This window comes from Sphingomonas abaci, assembly GCF_014199625.1.
GTDB classification, from domain to species: Bacteria; Pseudomonadota; Alphaproteobacteria; order Sphingomonadales; family Sphingomonadaceae; genus Sphingomonas; species Sphingomonas abaci.
The window spans coordinates 669545-692982 of the sequence record NZ_JACHNY010000001.1 but is presented as its reverse complement, the minus strand read 5'-3'; the positions used below and the strand labels follow the sequence as shown (position 1 = coordinate 692982).

The following is a 23438-nucleotide window of genomic DNA, read 5'->3' as shown; positions in this document are numbered from 1 at the left end:
CCTTTCCCGTGGTGCGGAAAAGATCGCCGAACATGCTTAAAATCCGGGAAAGAATTGCCGTTTGTCAGGGGGTTGCGCCCCGCTATCGACTCCGTTTGCGGACCGGATCCTCCAGCAAGGCCGCTGCGAAAGGACCACCCCGGCCTGCGCCGGGGCGGTCCATGGCGCGGCGGGCGTCACACGCTGTGCAGCGCCGTCAGCCGCTCGTCCTCATGCACCAGCGGCACCGCCAGATAGGCGAGCGGATCGTCCACCGGCACCGGCGCGCTTGTCACGTCCGCCGCGACCGTCACCGTGGACGCCTCATGGCCGGTCGTGCCGGCCGACCCTTGCGCATCCAGATAGTGACCGAGCAGATCGTCGACGCTGCCCTGGCTCGCCAGGGTGTCGAAGCCGAGTGTCGCCTGCGCCAGATGATGGTCGGTGGTCGCGGCGGCGTCGGTGCGATGCGCCGCCGTCAGCGACAGCGAGACGACATCCTGTTCCGGCGCCAGCACCATGAAGCTGACGGCGGCGGCGGGCACAACCGGGACCGCGCCGTTGTTGATGTCGACCGCCACGTCGAGCCGCGCCGTCGACACCTGCCCGTCCGGCTGGACGAGCTGGTAGCTGAAGCTGTCGACCGGATCGACCGCCGCATAGCCCAGGGTCGCGCTCGGCTGGTAGGAATAGTGGCCGGTCTCGTCGATCGTCAGCGTGCCATGCGCGCCGGCGATGGTCAGCGGCGTCTCGCCGACCTCGACATAGGCGCCGGCCGACAGGATCTTCACCCCCAGGAAACTGCTGCCCAGCACGTCGTTGCCGAGCAGCTCGCCCTGTACGGGCGTCGCGCCGGTCAGCACATAGCGGTCGAGATGGGTCACCGTCTCCGCGACATAGACGTTGGTGCCATAACCCAGGCCCAGCGTGTTGGGGCTGGTGACGGTATAGCTGTAGGTGCCCGACGGCAGCCCGGTCATGGTCAGCGTCACGCCGCTGCCCAGCAGCCCGGTCAGCGCCACGCCCTGTACCCGGCCCACCTCGACGCCCGCCGCATTGGTGACGCTGATCGTGTAGCTGGGCAGCACGCTCAGCCCAGGGGCCACCACCGCCGACAGGGTGACGGTGGCGGTGGCGTTCGGCTCGACCGTGAAGCTGTCGGTGACGCGGCCGGTCTGCGTCCCCAGCACCGCGCCCGGCGTGGTGAAGCTGGAGTCGATCGCCGCCGGGATGGTGGTGACCAGGTTGGCGAAGCTCGCCGTCGCCACCGCGCTGTCGTGGACCGCCAGCGGCGCGCCGAACACGTCCGGGCTGCCGATGCGGACCGACAGGGTCGCGCTTTCCGTCTCGCCATCGCTGGCGTCGAGCAGCGTATAGGTGAACCGGTCGGTCCGGCCGATCGCGCCGGCATCGGCATTCGGCGTATAGGTGTAGCTGCCGTCGCGATCGATCACCAGCCGGCCCCATTGCCCGACCACCACCGTGTCGTCGCCGCCGACCAGCGTGGTCGTGCCGCCGATCGTGACGCTGCGCACGCTGGTCTGCGGGCTGGCGCGGTCGACCGCGCCGTCCGGACCCGGATCGGTGATGACGTTGCCGCTGGTGGCTGCGGGCACCACCGCCCCGACATCGGTGAAGTCGCGGTCGGCCCCGCTGACCGACAGGCCGCCGAGCAGTCCGACGCCGAGCGTATTGTCGAAGGTGACGAAGGCGCGGTAGGTGCCCGGTCCCAGGTCGCTCGCCCCGGCGACCAGATTGCCGTTCAGCAATCCCAGCTCCAGCAGCGAGCTGTTGCCCGTCGCACCCGGCAGCGCCACCCAATTGGCGCCGTCGAACCGCTGCACCACCACCGAATAGCCGCTGGCGACGCCCAGGTTGAGCGTGGCGTCATAGGTGAAGCTGGCGTCCAGCCGATGGCCCGCCTGCACGGTGAACTGGACATTGGGGATGGCCAGCACCTGCGCGTTGAGGTTGACCAGGCCGAGCGACGCCAGTGCGGTGTAGTTGGCGCTGCCCAGCGCGCGCTGGGTTTCCACCGGTACCAGGTCGATCGCGGCGGTGGCGCTATTGTCGAAGGCGACGATGTCGAACGGCGCGGTGATCGCCACGCCGGGCGAGCCGTTGCCGGCCGGATCATGCTGGCTGACGGTCAGCGCCTCGCCCGACTGCTGCGCGCTGGCGAGGGTGATCGAATAGCCGCCGCCCGCGCCGACCACCCCGCTGCCGATCACGATGCCGCCGGCATTGCGCACCTCGACCGTCGCGCCCGGCTCGCCGCTGCCCGCGATCACGGTCCCGGCCGGGTTGATCGTGGCGGTGGGCGCGGCTGGCGCCGTGATGTCGGGCGCGGTGACGCGGATGTCGGGCGAGGCGTTGCCCGCCGCATCGCTCTGCACGACGCCCAGCGACTGCCCGTTCGCCTGCGGCGTGGTGAGCGTCGCGGTGTAGAGGCCGTCGCCGCCGACCAGGGCGGTGCCGATCACCGCGCCGGCGGGATCGGTGATCCGCACGGTCGCGCCCGCCTCGCCGCTGCCCGACACGGTGGTGCCGGTGGCATCGACCGTGGCGGTCGGGGCGACCGGCGCGATCAGGTCGGGCGCTGGCGCGGGGACCGGCGCGGAGACATTGCCCGCCACGTCGCCCTGCGTGACGTGCAGGACCTGCCCATTGGCCTGCGGGGCGGCGAGCAGCGCCGACCAGCTGCCGTTGGACGCCACCATGGCGGTGCCGATCACGGTGCCGCCGGGATCGCGCACGCTGACCAGCGCGCCGACCTCGCCGGTGCCGGAGACCAGCGTGCCATTGGCGTTGACCGTGGCGGTCAGGCCGGTCGGAGCGGTGATGTCGGGCGCGACCGCCTGGCCGGCGGGGGAGACATTGCCGGCCGCATCCGCCTGGGTCAGCGTCAGCGTCTGGCCATTGGCCTGGGGGATGCCGAGCGTCGCGACGAAGCGGCCATCGCCCGCCACCGTCGCGGTGCCGAGCGTCAGCCCGGCGGCGCTGGTGATGGTGACGACCGCGCCGGGCTCGCCGGTGCCGGTCAGCTGCGCGCCGTCGCCGGACACCTGGCCGAGCGGCGCGGGCGGCGCGGTGAAGTCGGGCGCGGTGGCGGTGATGGCGGGCCCGGCATTGCCCGCCACATCCGCCTGGCTGACCTGCAACCGTTCGCCATTGCCTTGCGGCGAGGCGAGCGCCACCACGAACCGGCCGTCGCTGCCGACCGTCGCGATGCCGAGCAGCGCGCCCGCCGGGTCGCGGACGGATATGGTCGCGCCCGCCTCGCCGGTGCCGGTCACCAGCGTCCCGCTGGCATCGACGCTCGCCAGGGGAGCGGGCGGCGGCGTGGTGTCGGGCGCGACGATGCCGGTCGCGGGCGAGACATTGCCGTCGGCGTCGCTCTGGTCCAGGACCAGCGGTTCGCCATTGCGCTGCGCGGTGGCGAGCGTCGCGGTGAAGCGGCCGTCGTCCGCGACCAGGGCGGTGCCGAGCGTCGCGCCACCGGCGTCGCGCACCGAGACGGTCGCACCCGCTTCGCCGGTGCCGGTGACGCTCAGGCCATCGGCCGCGACGGCGCCGAGCGGCGCGGGCGGGGCGGTCAGGTCGGGCGCGGTCACGATCGCGGGCGCCGAGGGGTTGTCGCTGGCGTCGACCTGGACGACGGACAGCGTCTCGCCGTCGCGCTGCGGAACGCCCAGGACGACGATATAGTCGCCGCCCGGCTGCACGGTCGCGCTGCCCAGCGGATGGCCGGCCGCGTCGCGCACCGTCACGGTCGCGCCCGCCTCGCCGACGCCGGTCACCACCAGGCCGGCGGCATCGATCGCGGCCGTCGGGGCGAGCGGACCAGTCAAGTCGGGCGCGGTTGCGGTGGCGGGGGGCGACACATCGCCCTGGGCATCCGCCTGGACGACGTGCAGCGTCTCGCCGTTCACCTGCGCGGCGGCGAGCGGCGCGACGTAATGGCCGAGCGGATCGACGGTCGTGGTGCCGATCACCGCGCCACCCGGGCCATAGACGGTGATCGTCGCGCCCGCCTGTCCGGTGCCGAACACGACCAGTCCATCGACCGTGACGCTCGCGGTCGGGGCGGCCGGCGAATCGTTGACGAGGGTGTCGGGCGCCGGCGCCAGGCTCTCCGGCGAGACGTTGCCGGCGATATCGGCCTGGGTCAGCACCAGCAGCTGCCCGTTGATCTGGGGGGTGGCCAGGGTGACCAGGAAACGGCCGTCGGCGGCGACCACGTCGCTGCCCAGCACCCGCCCGACCGGGTCGAGAACGGTGACGGTCGCGCCGGCCTCGCCGGTGCCGGCGACGGTCTCGCCATCCGCGCTGACGCTGCCGAGCGGCGCGGCTGGCGGCGTCAGGTCGGGCGCGGTCAGCGGCGTCGCGGGCGAGGGATTGCCGGCGGCATCGGCCTGGACGACGGAGAGCGGCTGGCGATCGATCTGCGGCGTCGCCAGCGTGATCGCGTACGCGCCATCGGCATCGACCAGCCCGCTGCCGAACGAATTGCCCAGCGCGTCGCGCACCGTGACCGTCGCGCCGGGCTCGCCGGTGCCGGTGACGACCGCGCCGGTCGCGTCGAGCGCCGCGAGCGGGGCGGCGGGCGCGGTGATGTCGGGCGCGGCGAGCGTCGCCGGCAGCGAGACGTTGCCGGCGGCGTCCGCCTGGGTCGCGCTGACCAGGCCGCCATCGGCCTGGGGCGGGGTGAGCGTCGCGGTATAGACGCCATTGGCGCCCACGACCGCGCGGCCGATCTCGGTCCCGGCCGCATCGCGCAGGATGACGGTCGCGCCGATCTCGCCGGCGCCGCTCGCCTCGGTGCCGCCGGCGTTCAGGCTAAGGCCCGGCGCAGCCGGCGCGGTCAGGTCGGGGGCCAGGGCGGGGGCGGGGCCGGATTGGTTGCCGGCGGCGTCCGCCTGCGTCACCTGCACCGTCTCGCCATTGGTCTGGGGCACGGTCAGCACCACCGCATAGGCGCCGTTGGCGGCGGCGACGGCCGTGCCGATCGCCGCGCCCGCGGAGTCGCGCACGGTGACGGTCGCGCCCGCCTCCGCTTCGCCCAGGACGATCGTGCCATTGGCGTTGACGGCGGCGGTCAGACCGATCGGCGCGCTGGTGTCGGCGGCGATGAGCGGCGTCGCGGCCGAGACATTGCCCGCCGCATCCGCCTGGGTGACGCTCAGCGTCTCGCCATTGGTCTGCGGCACGGCGAGCGCGGCGACATAGCGTCCGTCCGCGCCGACCACCGCGCTGCCCAGCGGGCTGCCGTCGCGTCCAAGCACCACCACGAGCGCGCCGATTTCGCCGGTGCCGGTGACGCTCGCGCCGTCCGCCGCCAGCACCGCGACCGGGGCGGCGGGGGCGGTCAGGTCGGGTGCCACCGGGGCGGCAGGCGCGGAGACATTGCCGGCGGCATCGGCCTGGGTCACCTGCAGGACCTGCCCATCGCGCTGCGCCGGGGTGAGCGGCGCGACATAGGTGCCGTCCGCCCCGACCGACGCGGTCCCGATCGGCGCGCCGGCGGGATCGCGCACGGTGACGGTCGCGCCAGCCTCGCCAACGCCGGTCACCAGCGTGCCGTCGGCGCTGACCAGCGCGACCAGGCCCAGCGGCGCGCTGATGTCGGCGGCCACCACCTGCACGGCCGGCGAGACATTGCCGGCCGCATCCGCCTGGTCGAAGCGGAGCGTCTGGCCATTCACCTGCGCGCCCGGCAGCGGCACGGCGAAGCCGCCGTCCGCCGTCACCATCGCGCTGCCCAGCACGCTGCCGTCGGCGGCGCGCACCGTCACGGTCGCGCCGGGTTCGCCCGTGCCGGTCAGGATCGTGCCGTCCACCGCCAGCGTGCCGGTGGGCGCCGACGGTGGCGTGATGTCGGGCGCGGTCACCGCGACCGGCGCGGCGGCGTTGCCGGCGGCGTCGGCCTGGGTCACCTGCAGCGTCTCGCCATTGGTCTGGGCGGGGGACAGGGGCGCGACATAGCGACCGTCGGCGCCGACGATGGCGGCGCCGATCACCGCGCCGGCGGGGTCGCGCACCGCGACGCTCGCGCCTGCCTCGCCGGCGCCGCTGACGGTCGCGCCGCCATCGCCGATCGTCGCGGTCAGGCCGGCCGGCGGGGTCATGTCGGGGACCGTGACCGGGGTGTCGGCGGAGGTGTTGCCGGCCGCATCGCGCTGGTCGACGCTCAGCGTCTCGCCCGCCAACCGGGGCGTGGGCAGGGTGACGGTCCAGTCGCCGTCCGCCCCGACCCGGCCGGTGCCGATCACCGCACCGACGGAATCGTGGATGATGACGGTCGCGCCCGGCTCGCCGGTGCCCGACAGGGTGGCGGCATCCAGGCCGAACGTCGCGACCGGGGTGGGCGGCGCGACCAGGTCGGGCGTGGCGGCAGCGGTGGCGGGCGAGATGTTGTCCGCGCCGTCACGCTGCATCACCGCCAGGACCTGGCCGTCCGACACGCCCGCCGGCAGCGTCGCGCTGTAGCGGCCGTCCGCCGCGACGCTCGCGGTGGCGAGCGGCTGGCCGGTCGCGCCGACGATGGTCACCGTCGCGCCGGCCTCTCCCGTGCCGATGACGGTGGTGCCGTCGCTGCTGACGCTGGCGGTGGGCGCGGCGGGAGCGGTGGTGTCGGGCGCGACGACCGACGTCGCCGGGGAGACGTTGCCGGCGGTGTCGCGCTGCGTGACGGTCAGCGTCTCGCCATTGGCCTGCGGCGTCGCGAGAGTCGCGGTATACGTGCCCTGGACGCCGACCGCGGCGCTGCCGATCGGCTGGCCCGCCGCGTCGCGCACGGTGACGGTCGCGCCGGCCTCGCCGGTGCCGATGACGGTCGCGCCGCCATTCCCGATGCTGGCGGTGGGCACGGCAGGCGCGGTGATGTCCAGCACGACGAGCGACGTCGCCGGGGAGATGTTGCCGGCGACGTCGCTCTGCGTCACGGTCAGCGTGCCGCCATTGGCCTGGGGCGCGGCGAGCACCGCGTTGAAATTGCCTTGCGCATCGACCGTGACGGTCGCGAGCGTCTGACCCGCCGCGTCGCGCACGGTGATGGTCGCGCCCGCCTCGCCGGTGCCGGCGACGGTCAGGCCGCCAGCCTGGAGGCTGGCGGTCGGCGCGGGCGGGGCGGTGATGTCTGGGGCGGTCACGGTCGCGGCCGGCGAGACATTGCCGGCGGCATCGCTCTGCGCGACGGTGACTGTCTGGCCATTGGCCTGGGGCTGGGTCAACGGTACGGTGAAGCGGCCGTCGCCCCCCACGGTCGCGGTGCCGACGATGGCACCGTCCGCCCCGCGCACCTGCACGGTCGCGCCCGCCTCGCCCATGCCCGACAGGCTGGCGCCATTGGCGGCGAAGGTCGCGGTGGGACGGCCGGGGGCTTGGGTGTCGGCCAACGGCAGCGGCGGGGACACATCGCCATCGTCACCGCCGCCGCCGCCGCCGGATGCCGCCGCGGCCGCGCCGCCGGCCCCGGCCAGCCCCAGCACCGCCGGCAACACGAAGCCGCCGCCGGCCCCTGCCGCGGCCGCACCGCCCGCTGCGACCAACCCTTCCACCTCGCCCAGCTCGCCCAGCAGCGTGAAGCGGCCGGCCCCGGCCACCTCCGGATGTGCCAGCCACATCCGTTGCGCGCCGTCACGCAGCACCAGGTCGCTGGAGACGCCGTTCTTCTGGACGAAATAATCCTCGATGCGGACCGCCTGGCCGTCGTTCATCTGCACGACCAGATCGTCGCCGGTGCGCGCCAGATCGGCGACCTGGCTCTGATCCACGTCCAGCCGCACGACGCTGGGCGCGTCCAGGTCGATGCTGCTGCTGGTGCTGGCGACTTCGCTTGCCTTGCCGGTGGCCTTGACGATGATCTCGGCAGCCATGACTGTCCTCCTGTCGCGAATTACCGTATCGCGATAATAAACATCAGGCGAAGCGCTGGCGGAACCGTAACGACTGTACTGGCCGACCTGGCGCTTTGCTTTGAGGAGGACTCAACCGCATCCAGGTTTACGAGATACTACATTTCCGTTTTCGGAGTGGATCGGGTTTAGTGGGGGCACCGGTCTGACCTGGTCCGGCGGGGTACAGCGAAAGCGTTGCTCAAGGCCGATTCGGGGGGGGCTGCGCGGGCACGAGCCCGGTCGACGGCCGGGACAAGCCCGGCAGCGTCGCAACGGTCCCGAACGGGAGAGGGGCGGAGTGGTGCCGTCGGAGCCGCGCATCAACGATGCCGGGTGCCGCGCCTTCGTCAGGGATCGGCCCCGGAGTGCGTCAGGCCAGCTTCAGCCCCTCGCGGTGCATCAATCGGGTGAGGTGGCGGTTCTGCTCGCCGGTCAGCTTCTCGCGCATCCGGGGGAACAGATCCTCCTCCTCCTCGCGCATATGCGTCTCGATCATCGACCGGAACGCGCGCAGCTTGGGCAGCCAGGCGGGATCGTCGCGCGGCATCTCGCCCAGGTCGAAGAAATACTGTTTCACATAGCCATGTTCGTGATTGAGATGATCGGCCGCCTCGGTCATCTGCAGGTCGCGCATCATCGCATAGATGCTGTTCTCTTCCTGGAAGGCGTGCTTGCCGATCGCGTGCTTCAACTGCGTCAGCAGCAGCGTGCGCCGGGCCACGTCGTTCTCGTCGGTCTGTTCGATCAGGTCGAAGATCGCCAGCGCGGCGCGGTGCTCGGCGGCCAGCGCCTTGTCCCAGCGGCCGGCGAGCGCGGTTGGCGCCTGCACCGCCGCCTTGCGCAGCAGATTGGCGAGCAGGCCGACGCCGACGCCCAGGGCCGCGCCGATCACCACCTGGCGCGTGGTCGAGGATGATTCGTCGGCAACCGGGCCGGGGCCAGGGCCGGGGTTGGGGGTCGGGTGCGCGGCAGGGATCGCGACGGGCGCGGAACCCTTCTCCGGCCGATCGTCCGCCTGCGGCACAGCGCGCCCGACCGGCCGGTCGCTTTCGGCGAAGGCGACGCCCGAGGTCTCCTCCACCGTCACCACCTTGCCGTCCGCCAGCGCGACCGGATGGGCATAGCTGTGCTCGGTCGGCGCTTGCTGGTCGGGGGCCAGGGTGTGGCCGGCCTTGCCCTGCTTGCTCTCCGCCTCCGGGGCGGTGCCGTAGAGATGGGGGCTGTCCGATCGGTCGCTCATTGCGCGTCTCCCAGGCGGGAAGACCCCGCTTTCGCTGCGCGCAACCTGTGCGGACGGTCGCCGGTTCCTGCGAGTTTACGCAGTTGAATCAGATAGATGGAGCCTGATGCCCATCACTCCTCCCCGTGCGGGGAGGAGTGCGCGACGTCGGGCCTCGACCGATCAGCTCATATGCACGGTCTTGGTGACCAGGTGCGCCATGATGCCCTCGGGCCCGTCCTCGCTGCCATGGCCGCTGTCCTTGATCCCGCCGAACGGGCTGTCGGGATAGCTGAGCCGGACGTTGTTGATGGCGATCATCCCGGCCTCGATCGCATCGCCGAGGCGATTCTGGCGGCGGCCATTCTCGGTGAAGCAATAGGCGGCCAGGCCGAAGGGCAGTCGGTTGGCCTCGGCGATCGCGTCCTCCTCGCTGCCGAAGCGGCTGAGCAGCGCGATCGGGCCGAACGGCTCCTCGTTCATCGCGCGCGCGGCGGTCGGCACGTCGGCGAGCACGGTCGGCTGGAAGAAAAAGCCGCCTTCGCCCCCGCGTTCGCCACCCGCCAACAGGCGCGCGCCATGCCCGGTCGCGTCGCCGACCAGCTCGGCGATCGCTTCGGGGCGGCGGGCATTGGCCATCGGACCCATCTGGCTTGCCGCATCCAGGCCGTCGCCCATCCGCAGGGCGCGCGTCCGCTCGGCGAAGGCGGCGGCGAAACGGTCGTAGATGCCGTCCTGCACATGGAAGCGAGTCGGCGCGATGCATACCTGGCCGGCGTTGCGGAACTTGTGCGCGACCAGCGTCTCGACCGTCCGGTCCAGGTCGCAATCGTCGAACACCAGCACCGGGCCGTGCCCGCCTAGCTCCATGGTGGTGCGCATCATCGTGTCCGCCGCCAGCTTCATCAGCTGCTTGCCCACCGGCACCGAGCCGGTGAAGCTCAGCTTGCGGGTGATTGGCGAGGCGAGCAGGTGGCGCGACACCATGTCGGGCACGCCGAACACGCATTGCGCGACGTCGCCGGGCAGGCCGGCATCCTGGAAGCAGCGCATCACCTCCACCGCGCTGCCCGCCGTCTCCTCGGACGGCTTGATGATGATCGAACAGCCCGCCGCGACCGCCGGCGCGATCTTGCGCACCACGTTCATGATCGGGAAGTTCCAGGCGCAGAAGGCCGCGACCGGCCCGACCGGCTGGTGCAGCACCAGGCTGCGGCTGCCCGATGGGCGCGGCAGCACCCGGCCATAGACACGCTGCCCCTCGGCGGCGTGGAAGTCGAGCAGCGCGGCGGCGAAGGCGACCTCGCCCTTGGCCTCGGCCTGGATCTTGCCCTGTTCCAGCGTCGCGATGCGGGCGATCCGGTCGCCACGCTCGCGCAGCAGTTGCGCGGTGCGGGTCAGGATCGCGGCGCGCTTCTCGGGCGCGGTCGCGCGCCACGACAGGAAACCGCGCTGGCTCGCCTCCAGCGCGCGGTCCAGATCGGCGGCCGTGGCCAGCGGCAGCGCCGCCTGCCCCTGGCCGGTCGCGGGATTGAGCACGTCGCGCGTCTCACGCCCTTCAGTTCCCAGCCATTCTCCGGCGATATACAGGCCAAGGCGCGCGTCGTAGGATGCGGTCATCGCAATCGTCTCCTTTGAACTTCGCCGCCGTCTAGCCGATCCGATGCGGTCAGGTCCAATAGAGCAAGCGCGCCATCGGCAGCGAGCGGCCGAGCCGTTCCTCGAAGACGCTGCGCAGGTCGCGCATCGTCGCGGCGTCGTACACCTGCTTTTCGGTGCCGAACTTGGTGCGCTTGGTGGTGCGGTTGGCGGGCGTCATGTCGAGCGAGGAGCCGGGATACCAACTGTTTAGCACCGCCTTGGACCCGGTGGTGAAGCGGTGCGTGATGCATTCGATGGTCAGGTCCAGGTCGGGCAGATCGGCGAGCCGTGCCGCCGCCTGGTCGATCAGCTCGGCATACGCCTGTTCCCAGCCCGGCGCGGCGATGATCGGCGCGATCGTCAGCCCGACCGGATAGCCGGCCAGCGCCATCGCGCGCAGCGCCGCCAGCCGGGCCGCGACAGGCGCGGTGCCGCCCTCGAACCGGGCGAAGGCGCTCGGGTTGATCGAGGCGCGCATCCGCGTGCGGCCCTGATGATCGAGGCCGGTCAGTGACGAGACATCGGCGAACTTGCTGGTGAAGCGGAGCTGGGCGGGCGCTTGCCACCGACCGAACCAAGCGATCGCCGCCGACAGCGACCCGGTCAGCGCCTCCAGCGCCAGCGGATCGGTGTAGCAGGACGCCTCGAACGTCGTGCCTTCGGCCGCGCGGTCGCGGTTGCGGCTGGTGATCTGGCCCTGGCCCAGATAGGCCGGCAGGGCATCCAGGATCTCGTCCAGATTGGCGTAGACGCGGGTGATCGGCGGCCCCTTGAGAGATCCGGCGAGATAGCAATAGCTGCAATGCGCCGGGCAGCCTTCGGCCAGGTCGACGCGCCAGTCGGCGCTGGGCGCGATCGGCTGCAACCGGCGCTTGGAGGGCGGGGCGACGACCAGTGCGACGGTCGCCTTGGCTTGCGCGTAAGCGCGGCGCGGGTCATCGGGCAGGTCGAGCGCCACCCGGTCGGCGGGGAGCTCGACGATCTCGACGCCCAGCGCGGCGGCCCGCGCCATGACATGGCGGCCATGGTCGAACCCACGTGCGCTGCGGGTGACCAGCAGGCGACGCGGCAGCCAGGCGCGAAGAGGCTTGGCGTCAAGGGCTTGGGCGGATTCCACCCGTGCCGAACGAGCGGGCGGGTGCGTGGTTCATCGCAGGCCGGTCGCAACTCCCGCCAAGGCGAAAGGTTGGCGAAAGTCTAGGCTCCACTCCCACTATCCCACCCCGGCGGAGGCCGGGGTCCAGCTGGGGCACGATCATGACGACGCGCACGGCCAAAAAACTACAGCCTTTCCAACCGGACCCCGGCCTTCGCCGGGGTGGCATGGGGGGGGCGTGGTCGCGCAAAGACCGAGGTGCAGGACCTGCCCTACACCGCCAGCGGCTGGAGCGTCGCGATCCGGTCGGCGGCTTGGGGCGCGCTCACTCCCATCGCCTGACCGATCAGCAGCAGCGCAGGGTCGCCGTCGCTGATCGCCTCCACCAGGAACGCCATGGCGTCGAGCCGGCCCCGGATCAGCCGCTCGCCCGGCAGCGAGACGTTGACCGCGACCATCACCGGCGTGTCCGGCGCCAAGCCCGCCGACATCAGTTCGGCGGCAACCTGCCCGGCGGCGGCGCGGCCCATATAGACGGCCAGCGTCGCATCGGGCGCGGCGAGCGCCGACCAGTCGAGGTCGAGCGGCTCGCCCGCGCGGGCATGGGCGGTCACCAAGGTCAGCCGCCGCTCCAGCCCGCGCAGCGTCAGCGAGGCGAGTCCGGAGGCGGCGGCGGCGCTGGCGGCGGTGATGCCGGGGCAGATGCGGACCGGAATGCCCGCCGCACGACACGCGTCGATCTCCTCGGTCGACCGGCCGAAGATCGACGGGTCGCCGCCCTTCAGTCGCACGACCCGGTGGCCCGCCAGCGCGGCGGCGACGATCAGCGAATCGATCGTGCCTTGGTCCTTGGAATGGCGGCCCGATCGCTTGCCGACGCCGACCCGCTCGGTGCCGGGCGGGATCCGGTCGAGCACCCCCGGACCGACCAGCGCGTCGTAGAAGACGATGTCGGCGGCCTCGATCAGGCGCACCGCCTTCATCGTCAGGAGTTCCGGATCGCCCGGCCCCGCGCCGACCAGCCAGACCGAGGCGGCGGGGAAATCGTCAGGCTGCATGAATGGTCTCCTCCGCCAGCAGGCGGGCCAGGGCGGGGCGGCACGAGCCGCAATTGGTGCCGGCGCCGATCGCCGCGCCGATCGCGGCGACATCGGCGAGCTGCCGGTCGCGGATCGCGGCCAGGATCGTCTTCACGCCCAGGTCGAAACAGATGCACAGGATCGCGCCGCGATCGACCGCCGCGCCCGGTGCGCGGCCGGCGAGCAGGGTGGGGGCGGCCTGCGGTTCGGACAGTTGCGCGATCAGCCAGTCGCGGGTCGGCAACTGCCCCGTCTCGGTGACGAACAGCGCTGCGGCCAGCCGCCCACCGGACAGGATCGCGACGCGGCGGGTGCCGCGCGCGGCATCGACCGCCTCGATCCGCTCGCCCGCCGGCAGCAGCCGGTCGAGCGCGGCGGCATCGCCGTCGCCGGCGAGTTCCCACAGCGTGCCGGCCGGCACCGCGATCCGCGTCGCCCACAGGCAGTCGGGACGCCGCGCCGCTTCGTGGCCCAGGATCAGGAAGCCGCGCCAACGGGTGGCCACCGGGGCGATCCGCACCGGACTCGCCTTGAAGCCGGGCTGGCCCGAATAGGGGTCGGTCAGCGGGCGGGGCAACCGGCCGGTGCGACCGCCGGTGGCGGTGCGGTCGGTCCAGTGGATCGGCACGAACAGCTCGCCCGGCCGCTGGCTGGCGACGACGGAGACGCGGTACAGGCTCTCGCCCTGCGGCGTGCCGACGCGCGCCAAGCTGCCATCGGAGAGCATCAGGCGCGCCGCATCGTCGGGATTCACCTCGACCAGCGGTTCCTCCCGATGCCGCGCCAGCTTGGGCGCGAGGCCGGTCCGGGTCATCGTATGCCAGTGGTCGCGGTAGCGGCCGGTGTTGAGCGTCATCGGCCAGTCGCGCAACGGGGCCGGGATCGCCTTCTGCGCGACCGGCACCAGCCGGGCGCGCCCGTCCGGCGTCGGGAAGCGGCCGTCGGCGAAGGGCGCGTCGCCCCAGCGGAACGGCTGCATCGCGTCATAATCGGCATTGCCGCCGCTCGACCGGCCGGGCAGCGCGAACAGGCGACGGCCGTCATTCTCGTAGGTGGACAGGCGGCAATGCTCGCGCCAGATCTCGGCCGGACGGTCATAGGCGAAGGCCGTCGCCCAGCCCATGCGGCGGCCGACCTCCTTGACGATCCACCAGTCGGGTTTCGCCTCGCCCGGCAGCGGGAACAGCGCACGCTGGCGGCTGATCGTGCGGTCGGAATTGGTCACGGTGCCGTCCTTCTCGCCCCAGGCGGCAGCCGGCAGGCGGACATGGGCATGGGCGGACGTATCCGTCTCGGCGATCACGTCGCTGACCACGACGAACGGGCAGGCGGCGAGCGCGTCGCGCACGGACCCGGCATCGGGCATCGACACCGCGGGGTTGGTCGCCATGATCCACAGCGCCTTGATCCGGCCCTGGCCCAGTTCGCGGAACAGGTCGACCGCCTTCAGCCCCGGCTTGGCCGCGATCGCGGGCGCGGCCCAGAAGCGCTGCACGCGCGCGCGGTTGTCGGGCGCGAAATCCATATGCGCGGCCAGAGTCGAGGCGAGGCCGCCGACCTCGCGGCCGCCCATCGCATTGGGCTGGCCGGTGATCGAGAAGGGGGCTGCCCCCGGCTTGCCGATCCGCCCCGTCGCGAGGTGGAGGTTGAGGATCGCGTTGACCTGGTCGGTGCCGGCGGTCGACTGGTTGATGCCCTGGCTGAACAGCGTGACGGTGCGTGGAATCGCGGCGAACCATTCGTAGAAGCGGCGCAGGTCGGCGGGCGCGACGTCGCAGGTCTTCGCCACCGACCAGAGGTCATAACCCTCTTCCACCGTCGCCCAGAAGTCCGCCGGCACCGCGACCGAGGCGGCGAGGAACTCCTCGTCCACCGCGCCCGCGGCGCGGACCCAGGCGAGCGCGCCGTTCATCAGCGCGACGTCGCTGCCGGGTCGGATCGCCAGGTGCAGGTCGGCCTGTTCCGCCGTCTCCGTCCGGCGCGGGTCGATCACGACCAGTTTCGCGCCGGCGTCGCACCGCGCGCGGATGCGCTGATAGACGATCGGGTGGCACCAGGCGGTGTTGCTGCCGACCAGCACGATCAGGTCGGCGGCGTCGATGTCGTCGTACGTGGCGGGCACCACGTCCTCGCCGAACGCGCGATTGTGCCCGGCGACCGCGCTCGCCATGCACAGCCGCGAATTGGTGTCGATATTGGCGGAGCCGATGAATCCCTTCATCAGCTTGTTGGCGACGTAGTAATCCTCGGTGAGCAACTGACCCGACACGTAGAAGGCGACGCTGTCCGGCCCGTGCTGCGCGATGGTGTCGCGGAAGCGCCGGGCGACCAGGTCGAGCGCCTTGTCCCAGCTCGCCCGCCGCCGGCCGATCATCGGATGGAGCAGGCGACCCTCCAGCCCGACCGTCTCGCCCAGATGCGTGCCCTTGGAGCAGAGCCGGCCGCGATTGGCGGGATGGTCGGGATCGCCCTCGATCCGCACCTGCCGCGCGCCGGTCACGGTCGCGCGGATGCCGCAGCCGACGCCGCAATAGGCGCAGGTGGTGTTGATGGAAGCCACTCAATTCCTCCCCTGCAAGGGGATCATGGCCCAACCCATCATGCCACTCCGGCGAAGGCCGGGGTCCAGTTGGGGGACGCCGCTGCGGTATCACGATCGCTCCGTGACTGGACCCTGGCCTCCGCCGGGGTGGTGCAGGCGATTTGGCGATGTGGAGATGTTTGCGCTGATCGCCGTGCGACGAGGATTTGGGTCGACATCACGCAGCCGCCTTCAGCGTCGAGGCGCGGCAGATCAGCACGCGACCGCCGCTGATCTTGACCGGCACCACCGGCGTGCAGCCCTTGTCCTCGCCCAGGGCCTCGCCCGTGCTGAGCGAAATGCGCCAATTGTGCAGCGGGCAGGCCACCGCGCCGCCATGGACGATGCCCTGGCTGAGGCGTCCGTGCTTGTGCGGGCAGCGGTCGAGCAGCGCGAAGACCCTGTTCTCGCCGGTGCGGAACACGGCGATGTCGTCGCCGCCCTCGACCTGCACCGTGCGGGCGCCGCGCACCGGAATTTCATTCACCCAGCCGATGTCGAGCCACTCGCCTGCCAAAATCTGGGGGGTCATGCCATTTCCTCCTGGGGGGTGAAGCGCGCCATCGGCGCATGCATCTCGCGCTCCTCGCCCGCCACGCGCGCCGCCCAGGGATCGCCTTGCGAGAAGCTCTGCGAATGGAAGAAGCGACGGGCGAGCTCGGCGCGCGCCTCGGCGTCGGGCAGCAGCCGCGACTGGACATAGGCCAGGCCGACCCGCTCGATCCACGGCGCGGTCCGCTCCAGATAGCGCGCCTCCTCGCGATAGAGCTGGATGAAGGCGGCGCACATCTCCATCGCCTCGGCCTCGGTCGCGACTTTGCCGAGCAGGTCGGTGGCGCGGACCTTGATGCCGCCGTTACCGCCGACATGGAGCTCGTAGCCCGAATCGACGCAGACCACGCCGAAATCCTTGATCGTCGCCTCGGCGCAGTTGCGCGGGCAGCCGGACACCGCGATCTTGAACTTGTGCGGCATCCACGATCCCCAGGTCGCGCGCTCCAGCTTGACGCCCAGGCCGGTCGAATCCTGCGTGCCGAAGCGGCACCATTCGGAGCCGACACAGGTCTTCACCGTGCGCAGGCTCTTCCCATAGGCATGGCCGCTGACCATCCCGGCCGCGTTCAGGTCGGCCCACACGGCGGGCAGATCCTCCTTCCGGATGCCGAAGATGTCGAGCCGCTGGCCGCCCGTCACCTTGACCATCGGCGCGTTGAACTTCTCGACCACATCGGCGATCGCGCGCAGTTCCTTGGGGCTGGTGATCCCGCCCCACATGCGCGGCACGACCGAATAGGTGCCGTCCTTCTGGATGTTGGCGTGCATCCGCTCGTTGACGAAGCGGCTCTGCTGATCATCGACATATTCGCCGGGAAGCGCGCAGAGCAGATAGTAATTGAGCGCCGGGCGGCAGGAGGAACAGCCGTCCGGGGTCGACCAGTGCAGCTTCTGCATGACTTCCGGGATCGAGCGCATGTCCTGCGCGACGATCTCGCGGCGGACATCGTCGTGGCCGAAGCTGGTGCATTTGCACATCGTCTTCGGTCCCGCCTCGACCTCGTCGCCCAAGGTGAGCGCGAGCAGCGTCTCGACCAGCCCGGTGCATGATCCGCAACTCGCCGATGCCTTGCAGGTGGCGCGGACGGCATCGAGGCTGTGCGCGCCCTTGCCGATGCAGGACACGACCTGGCCTTTGGTGACGCCGTTGCAGCCGCAGATCTCCGCCGTGTCGGAGAGCGCCGCAACGGCCGCCTTAGGGTCCGTCTGCCCCCCTCCCGAGGCGAAGGCCTGGCCGAAGATCAGCGCGTCGCGAATGTCGGCGATGGGCTCGCCCTTCTTCAACAGGTCGAAATACCAGTTGCCGTCGGCGGTGTCGCCGTACAGCACCGCGCCGACGATGCGGTCGTCCCGGACCACGACGCGCTTGTAGATGCCGCGCGCCGCATCGCGCAGCACGATGTCCTCCGCGCCGTCGCCGCCGCCGAAATCGCCGGCCGAGAAGACGTCGAGCCCGGCGACCTTCAGCTTGGTCGCGGTCGCGGTGGGGCGATAGCCGGACGGGCTGCCGGTCAGCGCATCGGCGAGGCTGCGGCACATGTCCCAGAGCGGCGCGACCAGGCCGTAGACCTGTCCGTCATGCTCGACGCACTCGCCGACCGCCAGGATGCGTGGGTCGGAGGTGACCATATGGTCGTCCACCTTGATCCCGCGCCCGACCTCCAGGCCGGCGGCGCGGGCGAGCGCGACGGAGGGGCGGATGCCGACCGCCATCACCACCAGGTCGGCGGCGATCTCGCGCCCGTCCTTCAGGCGGATCGCCTCCACCCTGCCGTCGCCCAGGATCGCGGCGGTGTCGGCTCCGGTCAGCACGGTCTGGCCGCGCGCCTCCAGCGCCTGCTTCAGCAGCCAGCCGGCCGCCTCGTCGAGCTGCCGCTCCATCAGCGTCGGCATCAGATGGAGGACGGTGACGGTCATGCCCCGAAGCGACAGGCCGTGCGCCGCCTCCAGCCCGAGCAGGCCGCCGCCGATCACCACCGCGCTGCCGCCCCGTTCAGCAGCGGCGAGCATGTGCTCGACATCCTGCATGTCGCGGAAGCTGATGACGCCGGGCAGGTCGTGGCCGGGCACCGGGATGATGAACGGGTCGGAGCCGGTCGCGATCAGCAGCCGGTCGTAACCGGTGACGAGACCGCCGCGGGTGGCGACGGTGCGCGCGTCGCGGTCGATCGCCGTCACCGGATCGCCGCTGACCAGCGCGATGCCGTTGTCGGCATACCAGTCATGGCCGTTGATGACGATCTCGTCGAAGGTCTTCTCGCCCGCCAGCACCGGCGACAGCATGATCCGGTTGTAGTTCACCAGCGGCTCCGCGCCGAAGATGGTGATGCGGTAGCGGCCGGGATCGCGCGCCAGCAATTCCTCGACGGCGCGGCAGCCGGCCATGCCGTTGCCGATCACGACCAGATGCTCTCGGGTGTCGGTCGTGGCGGGGGTCAGGACTTCGTGTTTCATCGGTTCGGTCCGTGAAGAAGGGGAAGGCATCAGATCCGCACGCCCTGGGCGGTGCCCCAGCGACGCCGCCACTGGCCTTTGACCAGCGTCAGGCCGGTCAGCGCCACCAGCGCCAGGCCTGCGAAGATCAGGAAGCCGCCGGAGAAGCTGCCGGTCCATTGCTTGGCGAGGCCGAGCGAGGAGGCGAGGTAGAAGCCGCCGACGCCGCCGGCCATGCCGACCAGGCCGGTCATCACGCCGATCTCGGCGGCGAAACGCTGCGGCACCAGCTGGAACACCGATCCGTTGCCGACCCCCAGCGCCAGCATCGACAGGACGAAGAGGGCGAGCGAGGCGGCGAAGCCATCGGCCATCGCTACGCCGGTCAGGGTCGCCGCGGCGGCGGCGAAGACCGCCATCAGTGCCTTCACCCCGCCGATCGCATCGGCCAGCGCCCCGCCCATCGGCCGCACCAGCGAGCCGGCGAACACGCAGGCCGCGGTGGCATAGCCGGCCTGCACCGTGGTCAGCCCGAACCGCTCGGTGAAATAGAGCGGCAGGCTGGCCGCCAGCCCCACGAACCCGCCGAAGGTCACGGCGTAGAAGCCCATCAGCCACCAGGCATCGGCCTGGCGCAGCGGTTGCAGATATTCGCCGAGCCGGCGCGGCGCGGGGGCGCCCGGCGCGTCCTTGGCCAGGATCATGTACAGGACGAACACGAGGGTCAGCGGGATGCAGGCCAGGCCCAGCACCGCGTTCCAGCCGAACAGCTTGGCGAGCGCGGGGGCGAACAGCGCCGCCAGCACCGTACCCGAATTGCCCATCCCGGCGAGGCCCATCGCCTTGCCCTGATGCTCGGGCGGATACCAGCGGCTGGCGAGCGGCAGCGCGATCGCGAAGCTGGCCCCGGCAAAGCCCAGGATCACGCCCAGGGCCAGCGTGCCGGCAAAGCTGGTGACGCCCAGCATCCAGGCGCTGGCCAGGCCGGCGATGACGATGATCTGGCTGATCGCGCCCGACCGCTTGGGCCCGATCCGGTCGACCAGCAGGCCGTTGACGACACGCAGCACCGCGCCGGCCAGCGTCGGCACCGCGACCATCAGCCCCTTCTGCGCCGGGGTCAGCGCCAGCGCCTTGGCGATGTCGGGCGCGAGCGGCCCGAGCAGCACCCAGACCATGAAGGCCAGATCGAAATAGAGAAAGGCGGCGATCAGCGTCGGCGTATGGCCGCTCGCCCAGAAACCGTCCGCCGGTTTGTCCTTCGCATCGTTCCACATCGCCGTCGCCATGCTGTCCCCCTCGGCCGCCAGGGCCGGAAATGAAAAAAGCCGCCAGGACGGCGACCCTTGCGGGATCACGTCCTGGCGGCTTCGTTGCCTCCATCCGGGTGCGGGGCCATGAAGGCTCCGGTCCGGTCAGCGGGAGCCCCCCCGGCGCTGGAGAGGCGGTTCGCTGCTATTTCGTGTCCGACGTCATTGCCGGACCGACCTAGGTTGCCTGATTCGCGAAAACCTCGCAAGCCCCTTTTCGCAGGCGCAGCATCAGTCCTCGGCGGCGTCCGGGTCGAGCGGCGTCGCCTTCAGTTGCGCGATCCGGCGGCCGTCCAGCGCCATGATCTCGAACCGCCAGCCATTATGCTCGAACGTCTCGCCCGGCACCGGCAGGTGCGTCAGCCGGGCCAGCGCGAAGCCCGCCATGGTATGGTAATCGGCATCGGTCGGCTCGTCGCGCCATTGCAGCAGGCGATAGCCGTCATGCGCGGAGACCAGCCCGTCGATCAGCAGCGACCCGTCGTCCTGGCGGAGGATCGCGGGATCGGGGGCGTGCTCGTCCTCCGCCAGTTCGCCGGCCAGCGCTTCCAGCAGGTCGGTCTGCGTCACCAGACCCTCGACGCTGCCATATTCGTTGATGATGACGGCGAGGCGCACGGGCGAGCGCTTGAACTGCTCCAGCACGCGGACGATGGGCGTCGCCTCATGGACGATCAGCGGCTTCCGCACCACCGCCAGCGGATCGATCGCGCCGCCGTCCAGCGCCTGGTCGAGCAGGTCCTTCTTCAGGATCATGCCGCGCAGCTCGTCCAGATCGGCCTGGCCGACCAGCAACTGCTCGTGCGTCGAGCGGCGCACCGCCTGGAGCAGCATCTCCGGCCCGGCATCGGCGTCGATCCAGTCGATGTCGCGGCGTGGCGTCATGATGTCGACGATCCGCCGGTCGCCCAGCGTGAAGACCCGCTCCGCCACCTCCTGCTGCGCCTCGTTGAGCAAGCCGGCCTCGTGGCTGGCGGCGACCAGCAGCTTCAGCTCCTCGGGCGAGTGCAGCGCCTCCTCGCCGGTGCCGGGGCGCAGGCCGAACAGCCGCAGCACCAGATTGCCCAGGCCGTTGAGCGCGCCGATCGCCGGACGCAGCACGAACAGGAAGACGGAGAGCGGCCGCACCACCCAGAGCGCGGTCTTCTCGCTGCGCTGGAGCGCCAGGCTCTTGGGCGCGAGTTCGCCCAGCACGATGTGGAGCGCGGTGATGACGGTGAAGGAGATCGCCACCGCCACCGCGTGCGAACCGCCCGAGGCGAGGCCGGCGGGCAGGCCGGCGAGCAATGGCTCGACCAGATGCGCCAGCGCCGGCTCGCCGATCCAGCCGAGCGCCAGCGACGAGATGGTGATGCCGAGTTGCGTCGCGGCGAGATTGGCGTCGAGCTGGTCGACCGCGCGTTGCAGGGCCTTGGCGTTCATCCGCCCGGCATTGACCAGCTCCGCCACCCGGCTGCGCCGCACCGCGACCAGCGAGAATTCCGAGGCGACGAAGAAACCGTTGGCGATGACGAGCACCAGCACCGCGGCCAGTCCGAGAAACGGCGACATAAGCTCCTTACCCCGCGGGTCGAGGTCCGACCTGCGTCATGATGCCCGGCGGTCGGCGGCGGGCGCGCCTCGTGCGCGGGTGTGGCACAGCGGCGCCGGCTTGGGGAGGGCGGATCGTGATGACCGGGGTCATGCCATCGGATTCCCTGCCCCGGCAAGAGGAGCAATCCCGTCAGGGCAGCCCCGCCAGATAGCCCGGCATGTCGTCGGGATCGAAGGCCCGGCCATCGAAGAAGCGGTCGTTGCCCAGCACCAGCCGCCCCTGCGTGGAGCCGGCGGCGATCGGCTCGCCCAGCGCGCCTTCCAGCTTGGAGCTGGCGCCGGGCAGCACCGCGCCCGATCCGGCCAGCGCGGCCCGGTACAGGTCGGGGCGGAAGGTCGCCATCGCCGCCGCCGCCTCGGCCGCGTCGAAGGGCCGGCCTTCCCAGCGGACCATCTGGGTGTAGAGCCAGGCCGCCTGGCTGCGCCACGGGAAGTTCGCCGCCTCGCGGTACTGGAACATGAAGTCGGGGTAATGGATCGGCGCGCCGCCCGGCACCAGGCGGATGCGATCGGTGATCGCGCGCAGGATCGCATCGACCGGCGCGTCCAGATATTCGGGCCGCGCCAGGATCGCCGCGCTGTCCCCGGCGGTGCCGGGGGCGACGAAATGCGCGGCGGCGGTGTGGAGCGCGCGGACGAGGGCCGCGACCGCGTCCGGCCGCTCGGTCGCGGTCGCGGCGGTCAGCGCCAGCACCTTCTCGACCCCGCGCCGCCACACCTGGGCGCTGGCCAGCGCGATGCGGCCAACGCCGCGATCGACCGCGATCGAGTTCCACGGCTCGCCGACGCAGATCCCGTCGATTTCGCCCGCCGCCAGCGCGTCGGCGGCGAAGGGCGGGCTGGTCACCGCGATCTCCACATCCTCGTCCGGGCGGATGCCGACCTGCGCCAGCCAGTAGCGGAGCATATAGTTGTGGCTGGAATAGCGATGCACCACGCCCAGCCGCAGCCGCCGCCCGCCCGCGCGCCGCTCCGCCGCCACCTGCTTCAGCGCCGCGCCCAGCGCGACCGGATCGCCCAGGCCCTCGCCCAACCCGCACGCCTCGCCCAGCGGGATCGAGAAGGTGATGGCATTGCCGTTCAGCCCCAGCACGAACGGCACCGACAGCGACACGGGCGGGCGTCCGCGCCCCAGCGTCGTCGCGATCGCCAGCGGCGCGACCAGGTGCGCGGCATCGGTGTGGCCATAGAGCAGCCGGTCGCGCACCGTCGCCCAGGTCAGGTCGCGGACCGGCTGGATGGCCACCCCCTCCGCCGCCGCGAAACCCAGTTCGTGCGCCAGGATCGGCAGCGCCGCATCGACCAGCGGCAGAAAGCCGATCCGGAACGTCTCGCTTCCCATCACAGGCCCCCCATCACGGCGTCGCTGGTGACGATCGCCTCCGCCACCTCGGCGATGCGCCGGTTGGACTGCATGGCATGGCCGCGCAGCAACGCATAGGCGGCCGGCTCGTCCAAGCCCCGCCGCTTCATCAGGATCGCCTTGGCGCGGTCAATCACCTGCCGGTCGGCGAGTGCGGTCTTCGCCTCGGCCAGTTCGGCCTGGAGCCGGGAAAAGGCCTGGAAGCGGCGGATGGCCAGTTCCAGGATCGGCTGGATGCGCTGTTTCGCCAAGCCGTCGACGACATAGGCGGAGACGCCGGCATCGACCGCCGCCATCGTCGCGGCCGCATCGGACTGGTCGACGAACATCGCTATCGGCCGCGCCAGCGCCCGCGACATGGCGAAGAAATCCTCCAGCAGGTCGCGGCTCGGATTCTCCAGGTTGATGAGCACGACCTCGGGCGCGGCGGCCTCGACCTGCGCGACCAGCGGCCCGGCGGGATCGATCACCGCCAGGTCGGTCAGCCCCGCCTCGCGCAGCCCCTCCGAGATGATCGCGGCGCGCGTGGTGCTGGTGTCGATGATCGCGATTCGCACGGACGACGATCTACAATCCGGGGCCGGACCGGGCCAGTCTCTATCGAACGCCGCCATGATGTGGCATGGCCGCGCGCGGGCAGGCCGGGCAGGGGGCAGGCGCTGCCGGTTCGCGTACCGAGGATCGATCCGTC

General features: G+C 71.6%; 12 protein-coding genes. All 12 read right to left on the bottom strand.

Translation table 11 applies throughout. The annotated features are described in order from the left end of the window. Window positions 1–176: 176 nt before the first annotated feature. The gene (locus GGQ96_RS03050; protein WP_184111404.1) at window positions 177–7856 is read right to left on the bottom strand and encodes a BapA/Bap/LapF family large adhesin; all 7680 of its coding nucleotides are present in this window, start codon (window positions 7854–7856) and stop codon (window positions 177–179) included. 391 nt (window positions 7857–8247) lie between these two features. Next, window positions 8248–9117 carry a hemerythrin domain-containing protein gene (locus GGQ96_RS03045; RefSeq protein WP_184111401.1) on the bottom strand — a complete coding sequence of 290 codons (870 nt, stop codon included), beginning with the start codon at window positions 9115–9117 and terminating at the stop codon, window positions 8248–8250. Between the two features lie 162 nt (window positions 9118–9279). Next, window positions 9280–10716, bottom strand: a complete 1437-nt coding sequence (locus tag GGQ96_RS03040) for an NAD-dependent succinate-semialdehyde dehydrogenase (RefSeq protein WP_184111400.1) — start codon at window positions 10714–10716, stop codon at window positions 9280–9282. A 49-nt stretch (window positions 10717–10765) separates the two neighbouring features. Then, the gene (locus GGQ96_RS03035; RefSeq protein ID WP_184111399.1) at window positions 10766–11854 is read right to left on the bottom strand and encodes a spore photoproduct lyase family protein; all 1089 of its coding nucleotides are present in this window, start codon (window positions 11852–11854) and stop codon (window positions 10766–10768) included. Window positions 11855–12105: 251 nt separating this feature from the next. Beyond that, on the bottom strand, window positions 12106–12891 hold the full coding sequence (gene cobA / locus GGQ96_RS03030) for a uroporphyrinogen-III C-methyltransferase (RefSeq protein WP_184111398.1): 786 nt from the start codon (window positions 12889–12891) through the stop codon (window positions 12106–12108). After that, the gene (locus tag GGQ96_RS03025; protein WP_184111397.1) at window positions 12881–15472 is read right to left on the bottom strand and encodes a molybdopterin-dependent oxidoreductase; all 2592 of its coding nucleotides are present in this window, start codon (window positions 15470–15472) and stop codon (window positions 12881–12883) included. Before GGQ96_RS03025 ends, cobA begins: the two co-directional genes overlap by 11 nt. 199 nt (window positions 15473–15671) lie before the next feature. Beyond that, complete coding sequence (gene nirD / locus GGQ96_RS03020) at window positions 15672–16025, bottom strand: nitrite reductase small subunit NirD (RefSeq protein ID WP_184111396.1); 354 nt, start codon at window positions 16023–16025, stop codon at window positions 15672–15674. After that, entirely contained in the window at window positions 16022–18502 is a 2481-nt protein-coding gene (gene nirB, locus GGQ96_RS03015) for a nitrite reductase large subunit NirB (RefSeq protein ID WP_184111395.1), read from the bottom strand. Before nirB ends, nirD begins: the two co-directional genes overlap by 4 nt. A 29-nt stretch (window positions 18503–18531) precedes the next feature. Then, complete coding sequence (locus tag GGQ96_RS03010) at window positions 18532–19770, bottom strand: nitrate/nitrite transporter (protein ID WP_184111393.1); 1239 nt, start codon at window positions 19768–19770, stop codon at window positions 18532–18534. A 252-nt stretch (window positions 19771–20022) separates the two neighbouring features. Next, window positions 20023–21342: a hemolysin family protein gene (locus GGQ96_RS03005; protein WP_184111391.1), complete on the bottom strand. Its 1320-nt coding sequence runs from the start codon at window positions 21340–21342 to the stop codon at window positions 20023–20025. Window positions 21343–21514: 172 nt separating this feature from the next. Continuing rightward, window positions 21515–22726: an ABC transporter substrate-binding protein gene (locus GGQ96_RS03000; RefSeq protein WP_184111389.1), complete on the bottom strand. Its 1212-nt coding sequence runs from the start codon at window positions 22724–22726 to the stop codon at window positions 21515–21517. Further along, window positions 22726–23304, bottom strand: coding sequence for an ANTAR domain-containing protein (locus GGQ96_RS02995; RefSeq protein ID WP_184111387.1), 579 nt, complete (start codon window positions 23302–23304; stop codon window positions 22726–22728). The genes GGQ96_RS03000 and GGQ96_RS02995 overlap by 1 nt, the downstream gene beginning before the upstream one ends. Window positions 23305–23438 lie beyond the last annotated feature (134 nt).